The sequence below is a fragment of the Paenibacillus glycanilyticus genome (assembly GCF_051200795.1).
In the GTDB taxonomy this organism is placed as follows: Bacteria; Bacillota; Bacilli; order Paenibacillales; family Paenibacillaceae; genus Pristimantibacillus; species Pristimantibacillus glycanilyticus.
The window spans coordinates 5,957,289-5,982,429 of record NZ_CP195155.1; the positions used below are offsets into that span (position 1 = coordinate 5,957,289).

The 25,141-nt window shown below is 48.6% G+C and carries 33 protein-coding genes and 1 riboswitch; of the genes, 12 read left to right on the top strand and 21 right to left on the bottom strand.

Annotated elements, in window-relative coordinates; genetic code table 11:
- Positions 1-25: 25 nt before the first annotated feature.
- A riboswitch (cyclic di-GMP riboswitch) is annotated at positions 26-101 on the bottom strand.
- 210 nt (positions 102-311) lie between these two features.
- Entirely contained in the window at positions 312-1,964 is a 1,653-nt protein-coding gene (locus ACR9FF_RS26835) for a fibronectin type III domain-containing protein (RefSeq protein ID WP_435166722.1), read from the bottom strand.
- A 333-nt stretch (positions 1,965-2,297) separates the two neighbouring features.
- Here ACR9FF_RS26835 and ACR9FF_RS26840 point away from each other — a divergent pair, with 333 nt between their 5' ends.
- From ACR9FF_RS26840 to ACR9FF_RS26850, 3 genes are read left to right on the top strand one after another with little or no spacing between them, the layout of a single operon-like run.
- Entirely contained in the window at positions 2,298-3,026 is a 729-nt protein-coding gene (locus ACR9FF_RS26840; protein WP_435166725.1) for a hypothetical protein, read from the top strand.
- Between the two features lie 3 nt (positions 3,027-3,029).
- Positions 3,030-3,803 (top strand): hypothetical protein, encoded by a 774-nt coding sequence (locus ACR9FF_RS26845; protein ID WP_435166728.1) that lies wholly within the window; start codon positions 3,030-3,032, stop codon positions 3,801-3,803.
- Entirely contained in the window at positions 3,800-4,258 is a 459-nt protein-coding gene (locus tag ACR9FF_RS26850; protein ID WP_435166731.1) for a hypothetical protein, read from the top strand. The genes ACR9FF_RS26845 and ACR9FF_RS26850 overlap by 4 nt, the downstream gene beginning before the upstream one ends.
- Before the next feature lie 50 nt (positions 4,259-4,308).
- Here ACR9FF_RS26850 and ACR9FF_RS26855 read toward each other — a convergent pair whose 3' ends face one another.
- Complete coding sequence (locus ACR9FF_RS26855; RefSeq protein ID WP_435166734.1) at positions 4,309-6,093, bottom strand: ABC transporter substrate-binding protein; 1,785 nt, start codon at positions 6,091-6,093, stop codon at positions 4,309-4,311.
- Between the two features lie 123 nt (positions 6,094-6,216).
- Between ACR9FF_RS26855 and ACR9FF_RS26860 the strand changes: the two genes are divergently transcribed.
- Positions 6,217-6,405, top strand: coding sequence for a hypothetical protein (locus ACR9FF_RS26860; RefSeq protein WP_435166737.1), 189 nt, complete (start codon positions 6,217-6,219; stop codon positions 6,403-6,405).
- A 29-nt stretch (positions 6,406-6,434) separates the two neighbouring features.
- Here the strand turns inward: ACR9FF_RS26860 and ACR9FF_RS26865 are convergent, their stop codons facing one another.
- A complete protein-coding gene (locus ACR9FF_RS26865) occupies positions 6,435-7,142 on the bottom strand; it encodes a phosphatase PAP2 family protein (RefSeq protein ID WP_435166740.1) in 708 nt (235 codons plus the stop codon).
- Positions 7,143-7,250: 108 nt separating this feature from the next.
- Positions 7,251-7,670: a hypothetical protein gene (locus ACR9FF_RS26870; protein WP_435166743.1), complete on the bottom strand. Its 420-nt coding sequence runs from the start codon at positions 7,668-7,670 to the stop codon at positions 7,251-7,253.
- Positions 7,671-7,829: 159 nt separating this feature from the next.
- Here ACR9FF_RS26870 and ACR9FF_RS26875 point away from each other — a divergent pair, with 159 nt between their 5' ends.
- From ACR9FF_RS26875 to ACR9FF_RS26885, 3 genes are all read left to right on the top strand, one after another.
- Positions 7,830-8,210: an ArsR/SmtB family transcription factor gene (locus ACR9FF_RS26875; RefSeq protein ID WP_127492598.1), complete on the top strand. Its 381-nt coding sequence runs from the start codon at positions 7,830-7,832 to the stop codon at positions 8,208-8,210.
- The gene (locus tag ACR9FF_RS26880; RefSeq protein ID WP_201007774.1) at positions 8,207-8,722 is read left to right on the top strand and encodes an SRPBCC domain-containing protein; all 516 of its coding nucleotides are present in this window, start codon (positions 8,207-8,209) and stop codon (positions 8,720-8,722) included. Before ACR9FF_RS26875 ends, ACR9FF_RS26880 begins: the two co-directional genes overlap by 4 nt.
- Positions 8,723-8,862: 140 nt before the next feature.
- Entirely contained in the window at positions 8,863-9,246 is a 384-nt protein-coding gene (locus tag ACR9FF_RS26885; protein WP_435166748.1) for a hypothetical protein, read from the top strand.
- A gap of 325 nt (positions 9,247-9,571) precedes the next feature.
- Here ACR9FF_RS26885 and ACR9FF_RS26890 read toward each other — a convergent pair whose 3' ends face one another.
- Complete coding sequence (locus ACR9FF_RS26890; RefSeq protein ID WP_435166751.1) at positions 9,572-9,991, bottom strand: organic hydroperoxide resistance protein; 420 nt, start codon at positions 9,989-9,991, stop codon at positions 9,572-9,574.
- Positions 9,992-10,134: 143 nt separating this feature from the next.
- Here ACR9FF_RS26890 and ACR9FF_RS26895 point away from each other — a divergent pair, with 143 nt between their 5' ends.
- On the top strand, positions 10,135-11,349 hold the full coding sequence (locus ACR9FF_RS26895; RefSeq protein ID WP_435166754.1) for a low temperature requirement protein A: 1,215 nt from the start codon (positions 10,135-10,137) through the stop codon (positions 11,347-11,349).
- Positions 11,350-11,778: 429 nt separating this feature from the next.
- Positions 11,779-12,573: a hypothetical protein gene (locus ACR9FF_RS26900; protein ID WP_435166757.1), complete on the top strand. Its 795-nt coding sequence runs from the start codon at positions 11,779-11,781 to the stop codon at positions 12,571-12,573.
- 59 nt (positions 12,574-12,632) lie between these two features.
- Here ACR9FF_RS26900 and ACR9FF_RS26905 read toward each other — a convergent pair whose 3' ends face one another.
- On the bottom strand, positions 12,633-13,082 hold the full coding sequence (locus ACR9FF_RS26905; protein WP_435166760.1) for a YdeI/OmpD-associated family protein: 450 nt from the start codon (positions 13,080-13,082) through the stop codon (positions 12,633-12,635).
- A 5-nt stretch (positions 13,083-13,087) separates the two neighbouring features.
- A complete protein-coding gene (locus ACR9FF_RS26910) occupies positions 13,088-13,474 on the bottom strand; it encodes a hypothetical protein (protein ID WP_317981372.1) in 387 nt (128 codons plus the stop codon).
- 199 nt (positions 13,475-13,673) lie between these two features.
- Here ACR9FF_RS26910 and ACR9FF_RS26915 point away from each other — a divergent pair.
- Positions 13,674-14,836 (top strand): IS3 family transposase gene (locus tag ACR9FF_RS26915; protein ID WP_435166763.1). Its coding sequence is split into 2 segments (ribosomal slippage): positions 13,674-13,950 and positions 13,950-14,836, totalling 1,164 coding nucleotides; the frame shifts between segments, so codons are not numbered across the junction.
- A gap of 73 nt (positions 14,837-14,909) precedes the next feature.
- Here ACR9FF_RS26915 and ACR9FF_RS26920 read toward each other — a convergent pair.
- The 6 genes from ACR9FF_RS26920 to ACR9FF_RS26945 all read right to left on the bottom strand — a co-directional run bounded on the left by ACR9FF_RS26920 (position 14,910) and on the right by ACR9FF_RS26945 (position 19,847).
- Complete coding sequence (locus ACR9FF_RS26920) at positions 14,910-15,143, bottom strand: helix-turn-helix domain-containing protein (RefSeq protein ID WP_201007781.1); 234 nt, start codon at positions 15,141-15,143, stop codon at positions 14,910-14,912.
- Positions 15,144-15,154: 11 nt separating this feature from the next.
- A complete protein-coding gene (locus ACR9FF_RS26925; protein WP_201007782.1) occupies positions 15,155-15,631 on the bottom strand; it encodes a DUF2975 domain-containing protein in 477 nt (158 codons plus the stop codon).
- Positions 15,632-15,800: 169 nt separating this feature from the next.
- The gene (locus tag ACR9FF_RS26930) at positions 15,801-16,913 is read right to left on the bottom strand and encodes a WG repeat-containing protein (RefSeq protein WP_435166767.1); all 1,113 of its coding nucleotides are present in this window, start codon (positions 16,911-16,913) and stop codon (positions 15,801-15,803) included.
- 123 nt (positions 16,914-17,036) lie between these two features.
- On the bottom strand, positions 17,037-17,240 hold the full coding sequence (locus tag ACR9FF_RS26935; protein ID WP_201007783.1) for a zinc ribbon domain-containing protein: 204 nt from the start codon (positions 17,238-17,240) through the stop codon (positions 17,037-17,039).
- 347 nt (positions 17,241-17,587) lie between these two features.
- Positions 17,588-19,012 (bottom strand): aldehyde dehydrogenase family protein, encoded by a 1,425-nt coding sequence (locus tag ACR9FF_RS26940; protein ID WP_435166770.1) that lies wholly within the window; start codon positions 19,010-19,012, stop codon positions 17,588-17,590.
- A gap of 25 nt (positions 19,013-19,037) precedes the next feature.
- The gene (locus ACR9FF_RS26945) at positions 19,038-19,847 is read right to left on the bottom strand and encodes an AraC family transcriptional regulator (protein ID WP_435166773.1); all 810 of its coding nucleotides are present in this window, start codon (positions 19,845-19,847) and stop codon (positions 19,038-19,040) included.
- Positions 19,848-19,970: 123 nt separating this feature from the next.
- Between ACR9FF_RS26945 and ACR9FF_RS26950 the strand changes: the two genes are divergently transcribed.
- Positions 19,971-20,420 (top strand): SRPBCC family protein, encoded by a 450-nt coding sequence (locus ACR9FF_RS26950; RefSeq protein ID WP_435166776.1) that lies wholly within the window; start codon positions 19,971-19,973, stop codon positions 20,418-20,420.
- A gap of 94 nt (positions 20,421-20,514) precedes the next feature.
- Here the strand turns inward: ACR9FF_RS26950 and ACR9FF_RS26955 are convergent, their stop codons facing one another.
- The 5 genes from ACR9FF_RS26955 to ACR9FF_RS26975 form a co-directional block, all read right to left on the bottom strand.
- Positions 20,515-20,898, bottom strand: coding sequence for a rhodanese-like domain-containing protein (locus ACR9FF_RS26955; RefSeq protein WP_435166779.1), 384 nt, complete (start codon positions 20,896-20,898; stop codon positions 20,515-20,517).
- On the bottom strand, positions 20,898-21,209 hold the full coding sequence (locus ACR9FF_RS26960; RefSeq protein ID WP_435166782.1) for a rhodanese-like domain-containing protein: 312 nt from the start codon (positions 21,207-21,209) through the stop codon (positions 20,898-20,900). Before ACR9FF_RS26960 ends, ACR9FF_RS26955 begins: the two co-directional genes overlap by 1 nt.
- A 36-nt stretch (positions 21,210-21,245) precedes the next feature.
- Positions 21,246-21,515, bottom strand: a complete 270-nt coding sequence (locus ACR9FF_RS26965; protein ID WP_127492559.1) for a metal-sensitive transcriptional regulator — start codon at positions 21,513-21,515, stop codon at positions 21,246-21,248.
- 71 nt (positions 21,516-21,586) lie between these two features.
- The gene (locus tag ACR9FF_RS26970; RefSeq protein ID WP_127492556.1) at positions 21,587-22,060 is read right to left on the bottom strand and encodes a DsrE/DsrF/DrsH-like family protein; all 474 of its coding nucleotides are present in this window, start codon (positions 22,058-22,060) and stop codon (positions 21,587-21,589) included.
- Between the two features lie 120 nt (positions 22,061-22,180).
- A complete protein-coding gene (locus ACR9FF_RS26975) occupies positions 22,181-22,969 on the bottom strand; it encodes a sulfite exporter TauE/SafE family protein (protein ID WP_435166786.1) in 789 nt (262 codons plus the stop codon).
- Positions 22,970-23,075: 106 nt separating this feature from the next.
- Between ACR9FF_RS26975 and ACR9FF_RS26980 the strand changes: the two genes are divergently transcribed.
- Positions 23,076-23,249 (top strand): hypothetical protein, encoded by a 174-nt coding sequence (locus ACR9FF_RS26980; protein WP_317981363.1) that lies wholly within the window; start codon positions 23,076-23,078, stop codon positions 23,247-23,249.
- A 38-nt stretch (positions 23,250-23,287) separates the two neighbouring features.
- On the opposite strand, the gene ACR9FF_RS26985 is transcribed toward ACR9FF_RS26980, so the two are convergent.
- The 3 genes from ACR9FF_RS26985 to ACR9FF_RS26995 are packed head-to-tail and all read right to left on the bottom strand — an operon-like array spanning position 23,288 to position 25,134.
- Entirely contained in the window at positions 23,288-23,515 is a 228-nt protein-coding gene (locus tag ACR9FF_RS26985) for a sulfurtransferase TusA family protein (RefSeq protein ID WP_201007791.1), read from the bottom strand.
- 35 nt (positions 23,516-23,550) lie between these two features.
- On the bottom strand, positions 23,551-24,696 hold the full coding sequence (locus ACR9FF_RS26990; RefSeq protein ID WP_435166790.1) for an MBL fold metallo-hydrolase: 1,146 nt from the start codon (positions 24,694-24,696) through the stop codon (positions 23,551-23,553).
- Between the two features lie 42 nt (positions 24,697-24,738).
- Positions 24,739-25,134 (bottom strand): DsrE/DsrF/DrsH-like family protein, encoded by a 396-nt coding sequence (locus ACR9FF_RS26995; RefSeq protein ID WP_127492548.1) that lies wholly within the window; start codon positions 25,132-25,134, stop codon positions 24,739-24,741.
- Positions 25,135-25,141: the final 7 nt, after the last annotated feature.

Below are 25,141 nucleotides of genomic sequence, written 5' to 3' on the forward strand. Positions count from 1 at the left end.
ATAAGCATAGATCGGACACGGCGATTTCGGCGGTCTGGCGATCCTACGGGGGACCCATGACTTTGCGTCCCAGCCTTGCGGCTGGTTTGCCTTTTTCGGTTCATAGAAATATGCAAGATATGATAATCTTGGATTCTGCTCTGTATAATATAGTAAATTATGCATGGTTGTAAATTCATTTTCAGGAAAATAGTCTTATAGAACTACTAGATTAATAGAAGATTAGTCCTGCGACCAAACGATTAAAAAATAACAAAAAAAAAAAAAAAAAAGCGGAACACCATCAGGTGTCCGCTCTGTTTAATAGCTATTTAGCTCACCGGTACGGCGGCCGTTCCGCCAAGTCCGGTTGGCGCCGTGCTCGACTTCGACAGGTAGATTTTATCTGCCTTCGCGCCGTCTTCCCTAACTTTAATATAAAGCGTATGCGTGCCGTTTGCGATTGAAATTGAACTGCTTGGTTTTTTCCAGGCCCATGTGCCGTTTGAAGTTGTTGTCAACTGCGAGCCTGAGGTGCTGTCAATCGCTACCGTAAAGCTGTCCGAGCTGGTGTCGACGCCGCTGCTCAGCACATGCACGTAGAAGGAGCCGCCGTTCGTCACGTTAATCGTGTACGCGATATAGTTCGTATTGCTGTCGCCGGAGCCGTTAGGCGTCTCCATGTTTAAGCCATTCGAGCAGGCCGAACAAGCCGCACTGACGAAAGTACCGTTTTTCGCCGTGTAATTCTCCGCCTCGATGTAAGTACCCGTGCTGCCGTTCACATTATATGCACCGCCTGTTGAACCGCCGTTGCCGGCTGCCAGCGTTGTTGCGCTGACCGTGCCGCTTGCCGCGGATTCATTGCCCGCCGCATCCTTCGCCTTCACCGTATAGGAATAGCTAGTGGAAGCAGATAGTCCAGTGTCGCTATACGTAGTGCCGGTTGTCGAACCGGCCAGCACTCCATTGCGGTAAACGTTATAGCCGATTACGCCGGCGTTGTCCGTCGAAGCGGTCCAGCTCAGATTGATCTGACTGCTCGACACGGACGTTGCCGCAGCATTCGTTGGAGTTGACGGAGCCGTTGTATCCGGTACGGCAGGAGCTGGTGCGTAACGCTCAATAATCTGGCTCGTCCGGAGCAAATCCTGCGGAATCAGCCAGCCTTTGCTATTCAGCTCGTTAATAAGTGCCGTTCGGGTTGAGCTTGCTTCGCTGTAGCTGTCGGTCTTAAAGGAGGCTTCTACCCAATACTCGTTGCCCGTCTTGGCTTCATTCATTACCGTCCACACCTCGATGTCCAGATCGAGATCGTCAAACGTACCCTCGTAACGTTTGAAATCAACCGGGCCGTACACCAACGCGTTGTTCAGCTGCGCCGTACCCCAGCCCGTGCTTGTCCAGTTCGCAAACTTGCTTGGTTCGTTAGATACCGATACCGTGCGCGATGTCGATTCGTTTGGCATTTTGAGACCGCTGCCGCTGGAGCCCGAGATCGTCACATCCTTTTCGTAATCAATGCTGAGCGTTTGCTTGGAGTAGCCCCAATCGACCTGGAAGTCAAAGCCGGAAGACGAATCAAGCCCCTCGCTTGCGGCTTGCGTCAAAGCCGCGTTAATATTGCCGTTTACTACATCATAACGCTTCTTGTATTGAATCTCATGGTTGCTCTGATCGTCCCGCTTGCGGATCCGTTCGCTCCAGCCTTGACCTTGCAGGCTTTGTGCTGCCGTGTCCATGTACTGCACTTTGTAGGATTTGTACGAGCTCCCCGTGTCGAATTCGCTGCGGACGGAGTTGACTAGATTATGGCTCGAATCCAGCACAAGAGCCGGATCGAGGGTCAGCTTCACCTCATAGTTAGGCGTGCCAACCGCGGCAAAAGCCGACTGCGAATACAGGAACGGAGCCGCAAGCAGAGCCGCTGCCATCGTTCCGGCTACAGCTGTTTTCACCATTCGTTTCATTGGTGACGCGTACATGAATTCACTCTCCCATTTAGGTGAAATGTGGTACAAGACCTATTTTATTGATGAACATTAAGGGAGTGTTCCGTACAATTGAAGGTTTGATGTAAAAGCCTTTATTCCATCTTTACCGGCAAAGATATTATCAATGGAATAAATTAGAATAAAATTGGAAAAATAATTCCAGTCCCTACATTCTGCCGACCCGGAGATGATTTTATTCCATCGTTTGTCCCGTATTTGCTCCTTATTATTGCTAGTTTAGTGTTTATCGCGCTCTCCTGGTTCAGAACAAAAAGCTTAAAGATCATTCCCTTCTATATTTGCATAGCCGGGGCGGTCTACATCTTGGAGCTTGTCATCTTTGTACTTCTTAACAGCTACAGCTATAAGCCCGGGATACTGCGTAATTCGTTCTATGACAGCGCGATAGGCTCTATTGTATCGAACGGGTTTATCGTGCCGTCTATCTGCACCTTAATTGCCGCTTTCGGCATTCGCTTTCGGTGGGTTTTGCTTATTGCCGTGGGGTTTATGGGAATTGAACAAACCTTTATCTATTTAGGGGTTTTCGAGCATCGTTGGTGGAAACTCATCTATACGGGAATAGGTTTAATTTTGCTGCCCATTATGGGGAACTGGCTCTGGAAAAGGCTAAGCCAAGGGAATCAGCCCTACCTGTTCCGTCTGATTATGCTTTATATCATTAATGTATCCCTGCAAGGAACATTCATGTCCGGCTTTCTGCTTCTTTTTCACCAAATTGGCTTCAGACCCGGATGGTTTGAGGATCCCGCAAGAGATAACCTGGCTTTCGCTACCTTAATTGTCCATATCGATTCCGTCTTGTTTGCCTTGTTAATTTCCTTGCGGAGCCATTGGATCTGGAAAGCAATCGTCATTGGTTTGCTCGGCTGCGGCTACTGGTGGCTTAGCCGGCGGGAAATTTTATATACATCCGGCATGGGACTGGTTGTCCTTATGCTCATGCTGCAAATTCTAGTTATTCAGCTGCTTGGAGGACTTCACCGGATTATTGCCGAGAAATCCTCCATGCGATTTCGAAGGGAGAACTGATCATTGAACCCCTCACGTAGGCCAATTGCCAAGCTAAGCCCGTTTGGCATTACTTCCATACATTCCTGCAATCCCTATATGGTCTGGTGGTGGTCGGCGGCTTTTCCCGGCTTCGGACATTTTTTGCTGAACCAATATTTAAGAGGAACCTTCCTTACGTTATCGGAAGTGATATTCAACACGCTTGGCCATGTCAACGATGCCATTGTCTATACGTTATGCGGGAATTTCGCGGAGGCTTCGGAGGTTCTGGAACCAAGGTATGTGATTGGGTATATCATTATTTATTTCGTCGCGATGTGGGATTGCTATTGCTCCGCGGTCTATCAGAACAAGCTCTACCGGATTGCCAAGCTAAAAGACGCGCCTCTGCCAAGCATGAAGCTGTTTACGTCCGAGGTTCAATATATCCAGCCTAAAAGTCCGTTAGCCGCAGCCGTCATTTCCCTGCTCTTTCCTGGCATGGGCCAGCTATATAATCATCGGATTGGCCTGGCCTTCTATGCGATGTTCTGGTGGTGGCTCTATGTTGTTTTGTCCCACGCGCATGAATCGCTGGTCTACCTCCTGACCGGCAGGCTTTCGGAGTCTATCGCCGTTTTGCGGGCGCACTGGCTGTTGTTTATGCCTTCCGTTATTGGCGGTTCCGTCTATCATGCCTTTATAAAAGCTAAAGAGCATAATAAGCTTTTCAGCCTGGAGCAGCGCCAGCATCTGGCAGAACGTTACCGCTCCTCTGCTGTACAATTTTTTGGCAAGCCAGGTGAAACCAGATGATTATTATTGGCACCTTCAAGCATTCTATAGAGCTTGAGCAAGCACTGACCAAATTGGAAAGTTTAGGCCTATCCAAGGAACGACTGCTAGTCGTATGCATGGACAAGGAATCCAAGACTTTTCAATTCGATAAGCCAAATAAGGAGAGTTCGCTCTCGACAGGAATCGAGATTGGCTTGGCCTTTGCTACGGGGTTGTCCGTTATTGGCACCAGCCTTGGATTTATATGGACATGGGGGCCGGTTATATGGGGACTAATCTTCGCCTTTATTGGCTTCTTCCTGGGATTCGGCATCAATGCCGTATTCGCGAAGAAACACCAAGAACACAACAGGCACAAAGCGGAGGTTACCGTCATCGTGCAATGCCAAGCCGCGCAAGCGGATGAGGTTCAACAGGTGATGTGGACGAACCGGGCTTTAACGGTTGGCCTTACGCAAGCCTCACCCGAATAGTACGCGCAAAAAACAGCCTGCCGGTGGCAGACCGTCAATCGCGTTAATAATTAGGTACGGAAAATATCCTTGAAATCGATCCACCCAAGCGAATTGATCCGGACACCTTTTAACGAAGGATGGTAATCGGTATGAAATTTCATATGAAGGACAAAATGCACCTGTGCTTCGCCTTTAAGTCTCTCTTCAATAGCCGTGTAAATCGCCTTTCGACTTGCCGGATCTTCGCTTGCCAGCGCCTGATCGAAGCTTTCCATCGTCCAGATCGACAGCTCCGGGCTCATCAGCTCCTTCAGAAAGCTTCCCTCCTGCTCGCAGCCCTCAATGAGACTTACGTCCTCCTCCGGAAATACAAGCGCATGGAACAGCAGATCAATCTCATCCAGGACATGATGAATCGTATAAGGCGCCTCAATACGGACCTCTACGGGAATACCCGCGCGGCGGCAGCGATCCGCAATCCAGTTCACATCCTCGGCATGACCCGGATGAGAGCATAAGGACATCGGCGTCCCGTCATACCCTGCTTCAAGCAGCAGCCTGCTTGCTTCCTCCGGTCCCAGACTATTCGTTTCTGGTTCATGAGCGCCTAAGAGCTCGGGGAAAAATCCTCTTGCCGGAAAATCCCTATAACCGGACAATTCCCGAATCATGGCATGGCGGTCAATAAGCCGGTTAACGATACGGCGGAAAGTCTCGGACCTCTGCGGACCAGCCTTCTTCATATTCCAGCTTAACAGACTGGTGCATAAGCTCCTCGATTCGATTTGAATCCAGCCGTTCTCCGCCGTTACATCCCTAAGAGTGGGGTCGCAGATCAACTGCTGCCAGCTGGTCATTCCGGCTTTTATAGCTTCCGTCTGCGGCACATGAACGATCTCTACCTGATCCAGATGGGCACGGGATTGATAATAATGCGGATTTGCTCCCAGAAGCAGCCTGCCGTCCTTCCACTCGTCAATCTGGAACGGTCCGGTACCGGAAGGCAGCTGCCAGAACTGCTCTTCGCTTAACCCCAGCAGATTGACCGGCAGTATCGCCATCACATTCGAAGACGCGTATTTCAGAAACAGCCAGTTCGGCCTGATTAGATGAAACCTTACAATCCGCTCCGATACGGCTTCCACCCGCTCCAGGGAACGCATAATCCAGCTGTTGCGCTTGCCTCCGTTCCTCAGACGCTCCGCCGTAAATACAACATCCTCCACCGTAAGCTCATGTCCGCCATGAAAAAGGATTCCCTTCCGCAGATGGAAGGTCCATACGGTTGCGTCTTCATTATGCTCCCAATAGTGCGCGATAGCGGGCTTAATCTGTCCGGTCGATTCATCCAGCAGGACAAGCCGGTCGAAAATCTGCTGAATCATATGCGAGCATAAGGAATAGACAAAATCAGCCGGATCAAGCGTCATAATCGTCTTGAAAATCGGGAGACGGAGCACATCCGCTTCCTTCCCGGGCTGTCTTCGGAAGCCAAAGCTGCCGCTCATCCATTCCATAAACTTCTCGTTCGCTCCTGTCCCTTCTCCATAGGATTGGAGGAGATGGAACGCCTTATTGTATTCGCCGTCCTCCGCATACCGCCTCGACAGGTCAAGGAGCAGCTTCTCCCGATCTTCCCGAAACGTAATTTGCGAACGGTTGCCTCGGCCCCGTCCCGCCTGCCAATCGATCAGTCCTTCTTCCGTCAGCTTCCGGATTACCAGCTTGGCATTACGCTCCGTGCAAAATAAAGCTTCCGCCACCTGCTCCAGGGACGCCTCTGCTGTAGCGCCTGCTCCAGGCGCGCCGGCAAACCGGTTGTATAAGGTCAAATAACGTTCCAATGCCAGCACTATTCCTCACCTCGCTAAAAGGGGAAATCTATTGCAAATATTCTACACTTTTTACCTCTTTGTTTCACCTGCATAATGAAAACAAGAAAGCAAATACTTCAACCGTTTAAAGGGGATGTTGAAATGCCGTACAATTACAACGATTATCACACCGTCGACCAGCTGCATAAATTGCGCCAGGCTGAGCTCGACCACGCCATTCGCTCCGGACGTTACGTCAAATACGACAGCGATTTGAAAAAAGACCGCCGCAAAGGTTTCCTTACTCCGCTGCTGCATGTGATGAAGCCGCTCACCTGGAGGAAAAGATGATTCGCTGCCGCAAATGAAAAAGGACCATCCTATACTGAGGAGGGTCCTTCGCTTTTGCCGCCGCCAAGCCGAAACTTCCGGGAGAGCCATCGCTGCTCCAAAAATCGCTCGTATAACCCGATACTCATCATCAGCCACGCCGCGCTGACCAAATAACCGCCAACCACATCGCTTGGATAATGTACCCCAAGATAAATTCTGCTGATCCCGATCATGGCTATAATCACGATTCCAACCAAGATCACAACCGCCCGCATCCATCCATACTTCAAATGCTTCCACAGGAAATAAATCGTAATGCCGTATAACGTAAAAGCCGACATGGAATGCCCGCTTGGAAAGCTGAAGCCCGACGCTTCGATAATCCGGTTAATGTCCGGTCTTGCCCGATGAAAGATCGTCTTGAGCACCAGATTCAGCAATGCCGAGCTCACGATCACGCCTAAATAGAAGATAAGCTCTCTCCGGTAGCCGATAAACGCAAATAGCGACGAAAAGGCAATAACGATAAGGATGACCAGATATTCCGACCCGAGCTCGGTAAATACTCTCATAACGACCGTCATGGCATCGGAACGCACGCTTCGAATGGCGTCCGTCATTTTATTATCAAAAGCAGCAATCCTCTGTCCGCTCACAAGCTGTGCGATCCATCCGAACACGAACAGAATCAGAACCGTGAATATAAAAGACCTCAATAGTACCTTGTTCTGCTCCTTAATTGAACTTGAACTCATCCCAATCGCTCTGCTCCCTTCCCTTTTATTCCTAGTATACCCCTTATACGTCAGGATCAAGTGCCGGGTAGCGCGGTAAACCGTAAAAGTATGCCGGTCCGTTAGGTATCAGGGAGATTCCAGAATAGGCAGCAGTTTTTTCGTATTCTCCTTTGTCATTTTTCCGTATTTGGACTGCCCTTCAATTACTGCTTCTACGCGGTCCTTCTGCGGGGAAATCCATATCGCGTATGTAGCTTGCTCGTAACTGACGGTTGAATCCCTATTAATGGTTCGAATTTTGTAATCCGGCTGCCGGGACATGGATACTTCCGCGTTTTCCCAATCGACTTGAGATAAAAGATCCATCACCATCGTTACCGTTTCTTTATCTTCGATTTTCTTATAAAGCGAGTAGTCTTTTCCTTCCGATTTGCTGAGATGAAGAATCAGGTCAGGCTCTGCCGGTGCTTCGGTTACTTCTTTGTCCTGGCAAGCAGCTAAGATCGTCGTTACGAACAACAAGACAGCAAACAACAGCTTTTTCATAGCTTAACCTCCCTTTCGATGATGTTGACGGAGTCATCCGGAATGATGTTGCTGAACTTATTTCGAAAAAACCTTTAAATATTCCTTTACAGGAATATTCCTTTTGGTGTATATTTAAATCAACAACCGGAGAGACTGACGCATAAAGAGGTGAAAGGCATGTCAGGACATAATCCGGGCTTGGATATGACGACGTTAAGCGCATTAGCTGAACCAAATCGGAAGCTTATTGTCGAGCTGCTGCGTGACGGTCCCCTGACAGTAGGAGAAATCGCCGACAAGCTGAGGATCAGGCAGCCTCAAGCTTCGAAGCATCTGAAAGTGCTTAGCGAACACGGCATTGTAGAAGTGAAGGCGGAGGCAAACCGCAGGTTTTACAAGCTCCGGCCAGAGCCCTTCCACTCGCTCGATTCATGGGTGAACTCCTTCCGCCGGATCTGGGAAGAGCGTTACGATAACCTGGAGAACTACCTGCGGGAGCTGCAAAGCAAAGAACAGTTACCAAGTCCCAACAACCATATTGAGGAGGAATTAAAATGACAAATGCAATCGTATCAAGAGTAGAGAATGAAAATGTACTGGTGCTTGAGCGCGTATTCACAGCACCGCGCGAGCTGGTGTTCAAGATGTTCAAGGAACCGGAGCATCTGAAGCGCTGGTGGGGACCACGCGGCTGGGAAGTGCCTGTATGTACAATCGATTTCCGTCCGGGCGGCATTTGGCATTATTGCATGAAGTGCATGGATCAAAGCCAAGGCGATTTCTACGGCATGGAATCGTGGGGCAAAGGCGTATACAAAGAAATCGATGAGCCGAACAGCTTCAGCTACACGGATTATTTCTCCGATGCGGAAGGCAATATTAATGAAGAATTGCCTGCTACCGATATCGTTTTGGAATTTGTTGATCTGGGAGATGGCACAACAAAGCTGATCAACCGTGCCGTGTATGCTTCGGGCGACGCCCTGAAGACGGTTATGGACATGGGGATGCTGCAAGGCATTTCGGAAACTTGGGATCGTCTGGAAGAAGCATTGCAAGCAGCGAAATAAGCCGTATAGAGGAAAACGCGTTGAACCGTTGGTTCAGCGCTTTTTCGTTTAGGCTGAATGCCGCCCATACCCCGCCCTCCCCTCCTGCATAGGCTAATATCGGGGAAGTCATAAAGAGCTTGGGCGAGGTGAGATAATTCATGGGGAACAACAACGGTCAAAGGAGAAACAACGGAAACAGTAAAAGCAAAAGTAAGGGCAAAAGCAATAGTAATAGCAATAACAAAAGTACAAGCAATAACAATAACAACAATAACAGCGATAACAGCGATAGTAATAGCAATCCATCTAGTGACTACGTGGATCTTATCGCCGCCCGGCTTGGCTATATTGGCGCCATTATCGCAACCATTGGAGACGGTGTAGCCGCAATAGCAGCCGGCATTGCCCTTCGAAAGCTGGAAGAGGCAAGCCTCGCCGAATCACGTTCCGAGGTTGATCAGTTCAGACAAACCGAAAACATCCAGCAGCAGGTTGATTTCTATATCAATGAATTGATTCAGATTCGGAAAATGATTAAATGATATCCTAACGATCCATCTTCGATTTAATCTCTTCCATCATGCGTCCGGGCTCATCGGCCCTGAATATAATTGTTGTGACATATTTGCTTCTGCCATAGGAGGCTTTCATTAGCACCGGCTCTTTCAGAGTAAGCTCGACCTGAGGCGAATCAATCTTTAACAACGCGTAGCAGGTATCGATTCACGAAAAAAGCAGGGACAACCTATGTCCCTGCTTCCATAAAGATCTATGATGGTTAATCATTCATGCCGTTTACGAAAATTCCTTTTCGAAAAGGCCCGTCCAATATTATGATCGGATGGGCCCTTCGTCATCAAAGCAAGGTCAAATCACGTTGAGTTGAACATTAATGTTGCCGCGGGTTGCTCTCGAATACGGACACACTTGATGCGCTGCTTCGGCAAGCTCCTGAGCCTGGGCGCGTTCCACGCCAGCCAAGGTAATATCAAGCGTAACAGCAAGCTCGAAATTATCCTCCGCATCCTTGCCCAACGTCACATGCGCCGTTACGGATGTGCTGTCCGGCTTTATTTTTCTTTCACGGCATACCACATTCAGAGCACTCTCGAAGCATGCGGCATAACCGCCCGCAAACAGCTGCTCCGGATTGGTTGCTCCTCCCGGTCCTCCGAGCTCCTTCGGATGAAGCACGTTGACGGCCAGCAGACCATCATCCGATTCGAGACGGCCGTTACGGCCTCCAACCGCTTTTACGCTAGTTTTGTACAGCTCTTTTGATATCATTCGTATTCCCTCCTATCCATGCGGTAGTATTGCCTATTCAGAACAAATTTACCCAATTTCTTCATTGTTGTATCAAGACTTTTCAAGCCTACCGTGATACAATCTACGAAAACTATGGAAATACAGGACAAAGGAGAGAACGAATGAAGAGGTTGACAGCAGATTCGATGCTGTTCCGAAGCAGGGGCAGTATTGATTCCGGGAAAGTATCTTTTATCGAATTGTTTTTTGACTTGATTTTTGTCTTCGCCGTTACCCAGTTATCCCATTCCTTTCTGAAAAATTTCACTCTGGAAGGAGCCATTCATCTCGGTATTCTGACGATGGCGATCTGGTGGGTCTGGATTTTTACCGCTTGGGTCTTGAACTGGCTTAATCCGGAAACGAAACGCGTCCGGTTTATGCTTATTGCGCTTATGCTGGTGGGACTTATTATGTCGTCATCGCTGCCGGAAGCTTTTGAGGAAACGGGAATTTATTTTGCATGTGCCTATACCTTGTTCCAGGTGGGAAGAACCGCTTATACCGTCTGGGTTCTCCGGCATGGCTCAACCGAGCTTCGGATTAATTTTATCCGGATATTCAGCTGGCTGGCTTTTTCTGGAATTTTCTGGGTTGCCGGAGGAATTGCGCATGAAGAGAACCGACTTGCTTTGTGGTGCATCGCGTTATTCATTGAATATCTTTCTCCTTCGATGGGCTTCTGGACGCCGAAGCTTGGAAAAACCCCTACCACCGTCTGGGATGTGGAAGGCTCCCATATGGCCGAGCGATGCGGATTGTTTATTATTATCGCGCTTGGCGAATCCATTCTGGTTACGGGGGCAACCTTCGCCGAGCTCGAATGGGATATGCTCACGTTGGGGTCTTTTGCCGCAGCTTTTGTCAGCACGGTTACGATGTGGTGGATCTATTTCAACATGACGTCTAAGACTGGCCATCATTTTATTTCGCATTCCGAGGACCCGGGCAGAGTTGCCCGTTCGGCTTATACGTATACCCATCTGCTTCTGGTTGCGGGCATCATCCTGTCGGCCGTTGCGGACGAATTGGTGCTCGCGCATCCGACGGGACATATCGAGCTTAAGACAGCGCTTGTTATTATGGCGGGTCCCGCTCTCTATTTGCTTGGCAATATGCTGTTCATGCGGATCGCAGCCGGTGTTGTATCGGCATCGTATACGGTTGGAATCATCGTACTCGTTGCTTTGTTCCTGCTCTACAGCTTCATTCCACCGTTGTTCTTATCTGTCCTTGCAACGCTTACGCTTGTTGGCGTCGCTGTATGGGGCTCCATCTTTACCAACCGGCTTTGCCAGGCGCCGCTTCCTGTACAGCATAAGAACGGGACGCGTTAAAACCCTAACGAAACTACATCACGCTAATTGCCCGAATTCGATGCGATTAAAAATGTAACGAATCCCTATATCGCTATTTGCTGCTTTGAAGCTAGTTTTAGCCTCGATATCGCTAAATAACGTTACCAGGTTTCGTTAGCCTTTAGAATCAGCGAATTATCGCGAAATAAGAATACTGCGTTTCGTTAGCGAAACAGCCGTCGGCAAACACAAAAAAAGGCCGCCCCATAAGTCATTTCTATGACTCATGGGGCGGCCTTTTGAGTTTAATCCAATTATTATATCTATTTTCTATTACCCTAACAACGGAGCAAGGAATTCATCATTTTACCTGTTGAAATTATTTAAATTCATTTCAGTTCCATTTAAGGTACCGTGTCCATAATGGGTCCTGTAAGACAACCTACAAGCCCTAAGGAGGCAATGGAAATGAACAAATACTTAAAGACAATCGGAATTACGGCTACTTTGGCGGTTATGGTTCCGCTAAGCGCATTTGCAGCATCAAGCACAACTTCGACCACAAGCCCTTCAAATACCGCGCAAGTTCAGACGGATACCACTAAGCAAATAGACGGCAAACATGGCCGCGGCGGTTTCGGAGGCAACTTCGTCTCCGACTCCGTACTTACTCTGCTTAAGCTTGATCGTGACACGCTTAATGAGAAGCTTGCTGCAGGCAGCACGCTTGCGGATATCGCCAAAGAGCAGGGCGTTTCCAATGATGATTTGAAAGCGGCGCTGACAACCGCCTTTGAACAACACCAGTCGGACGAAAAATCCAAGTTCACCGCAAATCTGGACAACCTGATTAACTCCGATCAAATTGCCCAAGGACGCGAAGGCCGCAGGGGAGGACGTGGTTTTGGACAGAACCTGGATACCGTTGCTACGGCATTAAATATGACGGAGGATGAACTGAAAACAGAGCTGCAGGCAGGCAAAACAATCGCCGATATCGCTGAAGCGAAAGGAGTTAGCACGGATTCCGTAGTTAACGCGCTCGAAACTGCGATTCATGCACAAATCGATCAAGCCGTCACCGACGGCAAGCTGACAGCCGATGAAGCCGCAACGAAAAAAGAAGGTACTGCCGCGCAGGCTCAAAGCATCGTAAACGGCGAGTTCCAGCCTAAAGGCGATGGCGGTCACCGCGGAGGTGCAGCAAAACCGAAGGATCAAGCAGGTACGGACAGCGCTACAACTTCGGATACCAACGCTTAATGAGCAAAAAGCCCCGCTATCATCGTAGATGATAACGGGGCTTTCACATTATTAACTTTTTATTGAATTCGCCCTTCGCTCAACAAGCTAATGGCTTTGTCCATGCGTCGCTGCCGCGTTTCAGCCGTCTTTGCTTCCTCAATGTTAAGAATGAAACGCCGCCTATTGCTGTACGACAATCCCTCAAAAAACCGCTTCGCTTCTAGCTGCTGTTCGAGTGCCCCGTAGAAATCCTCCGGAACAACAAGCTCTCTGGGCTCGTTATCCAACTCTATGTTCACTTCAACCTCTTCGCCTGCCGCAACCCCGGCTGCTGCTCTCACTTCTGCGCTGACCGGTATCATATATTTTCCGCCCATGGATCCTACCGTTGTACGGTAGGTATACTCGCCGAGCGTAACGCAAACAGCCGGACGCTTGCTTGAACCAAGACTCTCTATAACCTCCGCGGGAACTTCAATGCCCGTGGCTGTCTTTTTGCTTAGCTCGATCGTAGCGCGAAACTTCATGCTTTCTATTCCTCCTCGCCCTTCTTAACGACCTCCAAATCCTTAGCCACAATCCAACCATTCATTCCGTAAGAGGAGTAAAGATTAAAATATTTATATCCGCTCTCAGTCAGCTTTTGCTCCAGCTCGTCTAATGTTTCGTAAGCAGTTGGCCAACCGTGATTCTTGCCATTCTGCAGGATTTCAATGTTCCCTGCTATAAAACTGGAAATGTTAGATACGGTCATGGCAAGAACAATACTGCCTTTCAACTGGTGCTCAAAATGATGGCAACTTACTTCTTTTAATACAATATCAACTTCCTTTAAGGATGACTGGTCTCTTGTATGAATCACTATTTGTTCATTCTGCAGATCTACCGTATACGATAAAATGACATTGTCATGAATCAATAGATTCTCCTCCTTAAAACGGAAATTTACTTATCTATTTCTTCCATTCTTATGGCGTTTAATCCTCCTGCTGGTTGCATTACTTTTCGGGAGAAAAAACAAAAAGCCGCCTCAATGGTATTATCCCCTCACGGTAGACAACAAGAAAAAGACATCTGTTAAGATGAACTTACTAGTTGTTTGCCGGAGGGGATTTTTCATGGGGAAAATAGGTCGTACGAACAAAAGTTATCCTGAAGATTTAAAACTAGAAGCAGTGAGGCTGGTTACGGAGGACAACTTGGCGTACCGTGAGGTCGCGAAGCGTCTGGGAATACAAAACAAAACGCAGGTTGAGGTATGGGTCAAACGACATCGGGCAGGACAGCCCTTCGTACAAGAAGCTACGCGAAAGGGTAAACCGAAGACTAAGTTTAGCAGCGTAGAGGAAGAAATGGCTTACCTAAGAGCGGAGATTGAGTACTTAAAAAAGCGGTATCCAAATCTACACGGGGAGTGACTAGCAAAGCCATTCGTTTTGAGATCATTGAGGGAATGCGGCAAAAGTATCCGTTGCGTTGGCTTCTGAAATTTGCCGAGGTATCACGAGCAGGCTATTACAAGTGGCGGAAAAGGGTATCCGATCCAACCGCTCGTATACAGGAAGAGCGACTTCTAGAGAGGCATATCATGGCGATCCACCGACTACACCCTTACTTTGGTTACTTACGCATGAAAGTCGCCTTGAAACGCGAAGGACTGCATGTGAACCATAAACGTGTTTATCGGCTCATGAAGAAACTGGACATCCGCTCGGTGATCCGAAAGAAGCGGCGCTTCTTCGGAAAGCAGGTATCTGTTGTTTATCCCAATCGGTTGGAACGCCTGTTTTCTGCAGAGGCGCCACTGCTTAAACTCGTTACGGACATTACCTATATCCGGGTAGGAGAGCAATTTGCATACCTTTCAGCTATTCTGGATCTCTACAACAATGAGATTGTTGCCTGGCAGTTGGCCGAACGAAACGACCTTGCACTTGTTACCAAAACAGTCGACGCCCTAAGCGAGAGAGCAGATCTCACCGGTGTTCTCCTGCACTCCGATCAAGGATTCCAGTACACCTCTAACGCATATAACCGCAAACTTGAGAAGCTCGGGGTCATTGGCAGCCACTCTAGACGTGGAAACTGCTATGATAATGCCTGCATCGAGTCGTTCTTTTCACATCTTAAAACGGAAAAGATTTATCTTGTTCGTCCGCAAACGATGTCTGAATTGGAACAAGCGGTCGAAGAATACGTTTCGTTCTACAACAACGAACGCTTCCAGAAGAAGCTAAACGACCGTTCCCCGGTGGAATACCGTGAAACGGTCGCTGCATAGAGTTGTCTTTTTATAGATGTCTACTTGACGGGGTTATGACCACAATCCCGGCAGCTCAACTTCTTGTTGTGTTTTATTCCTCTTTATCTTCCGTGTCGTCTTCACTCATTCTATATTCCAGAACATCACCCGGCTGGCAATCCAGCGCCTTGCAAATGGCATTTAAGGTTGAAATCCGAATGGCTTTAGCCTTGCCGTTCTTCAGAATCGACAGGTTCGCCATCGTTATTCCAACCCGCTCCGAGAGCTCTGTCACGCTCATCTTCCTTTTGGCCAGCATTACGTCAACGTTAATTATGATCGCCATGTTATTCCACCTCAGATCGTTAAATCATTTTCTGATTTTATATCGATGGCATTTTTGAGAAGCTTCTGAAGAACAGCCGCAAAGACTGCAATTACGAGAGACGCGAAGATAATAACCAAACCGATAACGATCAGACCAGGAGCGTCGTCCATATCTGCAATGAGATAAACGAAAGGTTCAGCTGCCGCATACAAAATGCTAATCGCAATCGCGCAGTACTTAATATTTTTCAACGCCTTCACGGATAATTCGGAGAATGCCTGGTTCTTATCGATATAGCCGAGCAGCTTAAATGCCTGATACAAAGCCATATAAAAAGGTATCGCCGAAAGATACATCGCGATGATAATCGGATATACCCAACTGTCCGGCCAAGCTTCCCTAGCCTCTTTCATTATTGCAGGCAACCCTAAAATACACAATGCAAGAACCGGAAGCCCCATCAGAAACACGGTCACCTTCAAAAAGAGCGTTGTTCCCCGTTCCACAAACATGCACCTCACTTCATTATTGTCGTTCTGAATGTAACATATCATTTATCGTTTTACAATATATTTTACTCGTTTTGAAGAAAGTCATAATGCTTGCTTAGCGAGTTTCCGCACAAAAAAGCAGCCATCGGATTGATGGCCGCCTTAGCGAATCTTTCCCCATATATCACTTGCTTGGCTTCCAGACATATTTGCCTTGTTTGTTAATATAGCCATTACGGTAACTGGCATTTGCATAATTATCGGAGCCATCGTTAATTTGGACACTAGCTAATCCATTATGAAATGGCTCCGCATAATCAAATTGCGGTTTAATGACAAGCTTGCCCTGACTGTCGATAAATCCCCACTTGCCGCTGTAGCCTGCTTCTACCTCAATAGCTGCCAGACCCTCCGCAAAAGGTTCCGCATCGGTGTATTCAGCGGGAATAACTAGCCTCCCCTCCTTATTGATAAAACCCCATAGCGACTCCCCGTTCACCTCTTGCATCACGGGGGCAAGACCGTCATGGAACGAATTTGCTTCTGCGAACTGCGGCTGAATGACATACTTGCCAGTCGTATCAATAAATCCCCATTTACCATTCTCATCTTCAACCGCTGCGAGGCCCTCTTGAAACTGCAATGCCGTGTTAAAACGATAATTTATTTTTACATTTCCGTTCTTGTCAATAAAACCATAGGTTTCGTCTTTATTAACGGCCGCCAAGCCTTCTTGAAAGTACGACATGCCATCCGAGAAGTTATATTTGTACTGAGGTTGAACTGTAAATTTTCCCTCAGTGTCAATAAAGCCCAAACGCGGTTTTTCTTTGCCGAAACCAATATAGTTGGTGATAACAGCCGCTCTTCCCTCTGTAAAGCCATACGATAAAAAATCGCCAATGGAAAATAACTGTTTACCGGATTTATCAATGTATGAAGTATCAATGACGTCGTTCCCTTTGTATGTAACAACAGCTGCCTTCCCCTCAAGATAGTCCATTGCATAATCGTATTTTATAGGCACCACGACTTGGCCTTGAGTATTAATATAGCCGAATTTTGTTTGTCCTCCCTCTCCTTTCCTTACTAGCGCGCGGCCTTCAGAAAAGTCATGCGCATCATCGAACCGCGGCTTAATTTTAACCTTACCGTTTATGTCCATATACCCGAATTTTCCGTTTTGCTCGATTACAAACAATGGCTCGTTCTTAAAAGGAAAAGCCGCTGCCGTCAAAAAGGAAGTACAGCAGATTAGGCTTACACCTACTACCAATAAAGAAAAACTGTTCCTCACGTATACACGCTCCTGTTCATTAGTTACTCCAACACTAATTCGGGAACAGGTATTATTTTCCTGCAATTGAAAAACAGACTGTCCAATTAAGGACAGCCCGTCGATTTTTTTCCCTCTAACCCTCTACCCAAAAAACAAATCCAAAATGTTGGAGCCAGCTGAGGATTCCTTATTGTAAAATTCGGAGTATCCGCAATTTGCGCAGTACACAACGAGAAACTGGTTATGCTGGATATCGAACATTTTGGAGAAGCCGGTCCCGGTCATGGCTACTTCCTTCGTTCTTGCATTTTTGCTTCCGCATTTGACGCAACCTTTTTCAGTCATAAATAGTTCACTCCTTAAATAATATACTTCCTTTACGTTCCCAATACTTAGGAGGTTTCGCTATTAGATCCTAACGAAACTATATATCGCTATTTTCTCCAAAATAGCCACTTTGGATTTGTAACGAAACGTCATATCGCTATTCCCCGTATTTCCCCATCTTTTCGTCTCGAAACAACCAAATAACGATATGATGTTTCGTTAGATTCTTAACAAGGTCTTTTTCCGCTAAATAAGCATACACAGGTTCGTTAGAGCAGTAGCAGCAGCAATAGCAATAGCCGGACAGACAAAAAAAGACGCCGCCCTCCATCGAGAGGACAGCGCCCGGCAACACCAACCAACCGTTAACTGCGATTAAAGACGATCAGCTTCATCTCGGTCATATCTTCAATGGCGTACTTAATGCCTTCGCGGCCAAGGCCGCTTTGCTTAATGCCGCCGTACGGCATTTGGTCAACACGGAACGTCGGAATGTCGTTAATCATCACTCCGCCAACCTGCAGCTGCTCGGACAGATCTAGCGCCGTCTTCAGATCATTCGTATAGAGGCCGGCCTGCAGCCCGAATTCGGAATCGTTCACCTTCTCGACCGCTTCCTCCAGGGTATTCACTTTGTTCACAAGAACAACCGGGGCGAACACTTCCTTGCAGGATACCTGCGCATGGGGAGGAACGTTCAGCAATACGGTCGGCAGCACGATGCCGCCTTCCGCCTTACCGCCGCAAGCGACGGTTGCGCCAAGCTCACGCGCCTCCTCCATCCATTCGAGCGCACGCGTGACATCCCGCTCCGAGATCAATGCCGATACGTCGGTTGCCGGATCAAGCGGATCGCCGACTTGAAGCTTCCGCACCTCTGCCGTAAAACGTTCCACGAATTCTTCGAATACATCTGCCAACACATAGACTCGCTGCAATGAAATACATACCTGTCCCTGGTAGGAGAATGCGCCAACTGCGGCGCGGGCGGCTACGGCCTCGATAGGAACGCCCTTATCGATAATAACCGCGGAGTTCGAACCAAGCTCAAGCGTTACCCGCTTGATGCCAGCCATTGCGCGAATGCTTGCGCCAACCGCCGCGCTGCCCGTAAAGGTAACCATGTTCACCCTTGGATCCTTCACGATAGCTTCGCCCAGCAGACGGCCATCGCCGGTAATCACGTTAAGCGCTCCTTCCGGCAGACCCGCCTGCTCAAGCAGCTCCGCGATAAAATACGCGGACAGCGGCGTTTGCGGCGCGGGCTTCAGCACGATCGTATTCCCCGACGCAATCGCCGGCCCAAGCTTGTGGGCAACCAGATTGAGAGGAAAGTTGAATGGCGTTATGGCGCCAACGACTCCTATAGGCTCGCGAACGGTATACCCAAAGCGGCCTTCGCCGCCCGGCACCGCATCCATAGGAATCGTCTCTCCATGAATGCGCTTCGCTTCTTCGGCAGCGATTTGATAAGTCTGAATCGTACGGTCAACCTCCGCATATGCAGCCTTAAGCGGCTTTGCCGCCTCCAGCGCGACAAGCCGCGCCGCTTCTTCCCGGCGCTCGGCCAGCAGCCGCGCAAGCTTTTCCAGAATAGCGGCACGCTTGTGGGCCGGCATTTTACGCATAACTGCCTTGCCCTCTACCGCAGCTTCAATAGCCAGATTCGCCTCCGCCAATCCGGCGTCCGCAATCTCGGCAATCGCCTCCTTAGAATAAGGCGCATAAAGCGTCGTATAGGTTGCCGTCTCGATCTCTCGTCCGCCGATAAGCAGCTTTTGTCTCTTCATTGCCAGCACTCCTTTGCTCTAAACCTTACAGGATAACATTCGATAAATATTGCTCGGGTGATCGGCCTATCACGGCTTTGAAGTCTTTGCTGAAATGCGCCTGATCGTGATAACCCAACTCAACCGATAACCCGGCCAAATCCTGGGCTTGCCCAAGGTCCATCGCTTCCGCGGCATTTTGCAGCCGGAACAACCGGATCACCGACTTCGGATTTACTCCGACGTACTTGGCGAACAATCGCTGAAGCTTCCGGATGTTTATGTCAAAAAACTCGCAGACCTGCTCTACCTTGGTTATACCCTGGTTGCCGGCCGCATAATCGATAATCTGATTGACTAGCGTAATTTGCTCATCATAAGGCGGAAGCCTCTTTGTCAGAAGCCGCTCGACCACTTGAATCATCCGCTGGTCATGATCCTGCTCGGCGAGTACAAGCTCTTCAAGCTCCGAGCCTTGTATTCCAAGCACGGTCTCCACCTCTATGGGTCTTCCCGTCAACTCGGACAGCTCTCTATTCACAAACGGATAAAGTCCGCCCGGGCGGAACTTCACGCCAAAAACAATTCCGCTTCCGCTCAGCAGATAAGAGAACTTCTCTTTGCCTGGCCCGTAGAAAAAGGTTTTGCCCTGCTCTACCACCAGATTGGCACACGGATTCGGAACAACATGCTGCCAATAGGAATCATTCTGTTCCAGATTCCACTGAACCATCCAGTAATGCTTGATAAAAGGCGACAATACCTCCGAAGCCGGATAACGTTCCAGCCGGAATTGGTCCCCTGCTCCGTTTAATCCGAGAACGCCCATGCTGGGCCGGGTTTGCGGTTGGCTCATCCCTTCACTCCTGTTCCTGTCGCGTTTTTACAATACTTAGAAAAAGGCCTCATCTATAATGAGTTTACCACAAGCATAGAAGAACCTATTGTGGGAATTCTTTTTTAGGAGGATCACTTAAAGATGGAACTTAACTATGTATTCTATATTGACGCCTCGCCCGATCAGGTGTGGCAGACGCTTGTCAGTCCCGAAGGAACCCGGAGCACCTTTTTCGGAACTGTCCTGAACTCTGCCCTGGAGCCTGGCTCCTCCTTCGAATACGTTGGCCCCGGAGCGGACGGCGAGAATACGGTTCATGTATACGGTACGATACTGGAGGCGGACCCGAGCAAAGTGCTCAGCTATCTGGAACATCCGGGCCCTTCTTACAGGGACAATCATGCCGAGCTTGAATCGCGCGTGACCTTCACTCTGGAGACGGTAGGCTCTTGCACCAAGCTGACGCTCGTTAATGATCAATGGACACCGGATCACCCTTCCTTTGCGAATTCGAAAGAGCACTGGTGGATGATGCTCAGCAACATTAAGACGTACACGGAGACGGGTAAAACGCTCGACTTCGGCTGGTAATAAGCAAGCGTAAACGGCTGTATTCTTCAAAGCCGGCGAGAACAAGCATAGGACAAAAATAGGCTGTCGGGGAAACCCGACAGCCATTTCGCTATTATTTTGACAGCTTACCCTTCCATGTGCTAATGCCGCCTTGCAGGTGGGCAAGATCGCTGTATCCGTTTTTGCGCAGCACTGCGGCCGCGTTTTTGCTTCTCATCCCGCTACGGCAGTAGAGCAGCAGCGTTTTATCCCGCGGAATATCGCCAAGTCGGCGGGAGAGCTGAGACAAGGGAATGTTCCGTGCGCCCGGAATAAATCCGCCCTTGAATTCTCCGGGCTCCCGGACATCAATAATCATCGCTCCGTACTTAACGCTTTCTTCCTTAAACGCTTCGGCATTCAGGTTTCTCAAGCCTTTGGCCGGTTTCATGCGGGTATAGGCAAACCATGCGATCAGCACGATAATGACAATATTGATAAGGGTCCCCAAACTCATTAGACCAGCCCGCTTGTCCAGGCGTTTAATCCGCCCGTCATATTCACAACGTTAAAGCCCTTTTCGCTTAATAATTCGCAAGCTAGTCCGCTTCGGTTGCCGCTGCGGCAGATCATAATGATCTCCGCGGAAGAGTCGAGCTCATGCAGCCGTTCGCCAAGCTGGCCAAGAGGAATATGCTTTGCTCCTTCAACATGGCCTTCCGCCCACTCGTTAGGCTCGCGGACATCCACCATATACAATGGCTCACCTTGCTTAAGCTTCTCGGCCACTTCTGCCGGCGCAATCGTTTTAGTTACTTGAAATGCCATAACGATTCTCCTTTTCTCATATTCGATCGGAAAGCATCAGCGGCTCTTTACCAGCAGCTCTACCGCTTCCTGTACAATTTTACTCGTATCCTTATTGCCTGCGGCTTGCTCAGCGAGAATGCACTGCTGCAGGTTCTCCGCGACAATCTGTGCAATCGCCTTATCCGATGCGTTTCGTATCGCAGACAGCTGCGATACAACGTCCTTGCAGGATTTTCCTTCCTCCATCAGACGAAGCACGCCTCTGATTTGCCCTTCAATTCTTCTTAATCTGGTTTTCATCGCATCTGTATAGTTGTAATCCATTTTCAATCTTCCTCTCTATATCATACCGGTATAGGTATAGTATAGAGCAAATTTCTTCTATACTAACACCTTTAAATGAAAAGATTTACTTTCGCATCAACCGCATCTCCGAGATAAGCCGCTACGCCTGCGTATTCCAGTCCGTCAATAAGCTCTTCCTTTTGCAGACCGAGCAGGTCCATCGTCATCGTGCAGGCGACAAGCTTAACGCCTTGCTCTTGAGCCAGCTCAATTAGTTGCGGCAGAGATAAGGCATTATGCTTCTTCATCACATGCTTGATCATTTGCGGTCCAAGGCCGCCAAAATTCATTTTGGACAACCCCAGCTTCCGGGCGCCTCGCGGCATCATCCAGCCAAAGGCTTTTTCCAGAGGACCTTTGCGCGTCTTGACGACCTCGTCTTTCCGAAGCGTGTTTAGACCCCAGAACGTGAAAAAGATCGTAACCTCATGATCATAGGCCGCTGCCCCGTTCGCTATAATAAAAGCCGCAATCGCCTTATCCAAATCGCCGCTAAACAAAACAATCGTCGTTTTTTCTGCCATGTCCTGATTCAGACACCCTTTCGGTTTATTATTCTCTTATTATTCTCTCTGTATACCAATACCCCTATAGGTATTATAAATGTCAAAAAACCTCTTCTGCAATAGCTGCATTCGCTCCAATTACAGGATAGTCAACCACGTCTTCACAGCCGTAAACGCAATAAGCACGACCAAACCGTATCTCAACAATTTCACATTGATTTTGGAGCTCACCTTGGAACCAAGCGGCGCCCCGATCAGACTGCCGATTACGGTAAACACCGTAGGCCACAGAGGGATCCCTCCGCCGGTTAGTTTGCCGGCTACTCCCCCAATCGCCGAAATGAACACAATGGCAAGTGAGGACGCTATAGTGGTTCGCGTCGGTATCTTCAGCACCGTCAGCATGATCGGAATCAGAATAAATGCCCCGCCCGCTCCCACAATGCCGGACACAATCCCTACAAGGAATGAAGCTCCTACCGCGATAAACTTATTAAAGGACAGATCCCCCGCCTTTTCTTCCGTCCCTCTGCGGGGAATAAGCATAAGGATAATGGCAAGCACGGCAAGGATTCCGTAAATCAAATTAATCATGTTTCCGTCGAGCATTCCCGATAAGAAGCCGCCGATCAAGCTTCCTGCGAGAATGCTGCTCCCCATATAAGCAACAAGCCCTTTATGGAGAACCGCTTGCGCGCCGCCGCCCTTCTTGCGAAAGGCGAGTACGCCGGCAAGCGAGGCGAAAAACACCTGAAACATACTTATTGAAGAAACCTCATGGGCCGAAAAGGATGCGGCACCAAACAGAGGCGGCACATATAATAACAGCGGAAAATTAATGATCGCGCCGCCGATACCAAGCAAACCTGAAAAGAAGGAGCCAATAAGCCCAAGGGCTGCCATGATGATGTAGAGCAGAGTATCCATTGTTCCCCTCCTTCCAAGACAACATTTTATGCACAAAAAACCTGTATACGCAGCGTACAAAAGAAGCTATACTAAAACCGAGTAATTTTATATGAAATGAGGTATAATGATGCTCGGCAAAATAAAAGGCTGGTTTGAAGATAAATGCCCTGTTTGCGACGATAAGCTTCAAGCTGTGTCGAATACGGCCTGCACAACTAAATCCTGCCCGCAGGGACACTACAAAGAAGAAACCTACTGCACGCTTGGCGTTACCATCGTCTATGACGGCTTGAAATAAGCGAATGCGCAAAGGCGTATTCGCTTATTTCCTATGATTTAAATTTTTCGAACGTAAAATTTATAAATGCCGTTGTCTTCCTCGTAGCTGAGCAGCTCATGCTTCGTTTGCTTTACCCACGCTTGAAAATCGTTTACCGAGCCCTTGTCCGTAGACAGAACCTCCATAACCTGGCCTGCCTGCAGACTATCCAATGCTTTTTTCGCTTTTACGATCGGCATCGGACATGCCATACCCTTTGTATCTACCGTAAGATCTGTTTTCATGTTTATATCCTCCTAGAATGAATGATTATCCCTTATTATTTATCATGAACGGCGCAGCGGTTAGGGCCAATTTCCATATCGCGCTGCTCGTCCTCGCTTGGATTTATTTTCCCCATATTCGTTTGACGGATTTGCTGATAAGCATTAGGCTGCGGAGGCAGATTCTCCGTTACCGTACGGCGGAATTCCGTTTCTTCCGCAATGTTGAGACCGGGGTTGCTAAGGTACAAATCGGACAGCTTCGCCATGACTCTTCCGCCTTCTCCAAGCTCCGTGATCTTGCCGAAATGGGCAGGCAGAACCAGCAGATTCTCCGACAAGGATTTATAACGATTGTAAAGCGTCTCCCGCAAATCGCTCACCCAATCCTCAGCTTGGCCAGCCAAATCGGGTCTGCCGATCGATTCGATGAACAAGATGTCTCCGGTTAACAGATACTGATCGTCAATGATAAAGGACGTACTGCCAATCGTATGGCCAGGGGAATAGACCGGCTGAATCCGGATTGTTGTGTTTCCGACCGTCATATCGCGGCCCTCTTCCAGCTTCTCGTAGCCGAAAGTTACCTCTTCCGCATCCTTTGGCGGCAGCCAATACGTAGCGCCCGTCGTCTCGGCCAGCTTCCGGCCTCCGGATATATGATCGGCATGCAGATGCGTATCCAGCGTATGCTTGATTACCGCGCCCTTCTCCTTAGCGAATTGCTCGAAAACGTCCGTCATTCGCAGCGCATCGACCACCGCGGCTTCCCCGTTCGATACAGCCATATAAGACAAGCAGCCCTTGCCAATCCGCACGAACTGGTACAGCTCGCCGCCGTCCTTCAGCTCGCCGATCTTTACCGGCTCCAGGTATTCGCTCCACGATTTCATGCCGCCTTCGAGGTAAAATACGTCGCCGCGGCCTGCTTCCGCCAGCTGTTCAGCCACAAATTTCGAAGAGCCTTCCTTCGCGCAGACAACAAGAACCTTTTTGCCTTCCGGAATGCGATGAAGAATATCGTCAACGCCTTCCAGCAATTCGAAATAAGGAATATTGATGATTTCAATGCTGTCGCCTTCGATTTTCCAATCGTTGAAATCCGTTTCGTTGCGCACATCGAGAATAAACAAATCCTGCTTATCGAGAACCATGCGGGTAAGCTCTTTCGCTGTCATTTTTTCAATTGTTGTATCCGTCATTATTGAAGCCTCCTTAGGAGAATATAAAATTAGGATTATGGTTTAGAAAGTCAAAGAAACGTTAGCGTCCTTGGCAAAGTCGAGGAAGGTAACGGCTCCTCCGACTTCGATTCCGTCTACAAAATCTTCTTTTTTCAAATTCATGACATCCATCGTCATTTGGCAGGCAATGATTTTTACGCCCATTTCCATCGCCATTGCAAGCAGCTCCGGAATAGCCGGAACATTGGCTTGCTTGAAGCCTTCCGCAAAATGCTCCGCTCCTGCCGGAAGCGGCAGCTGGCGATGCATCTCCTTGTGAATCAGGTTCAAGCCTTCGAAGGTGAAGAAAATAGCCACCTCTGCGTCCGTTGCCGCAGATGCCGTTGCAATGTTAAAAACCTTGTATGCGTCAAACATTCCGCCGTTGCTTGCGATAATCGCTACTTTAGTGCTCATATTAGAT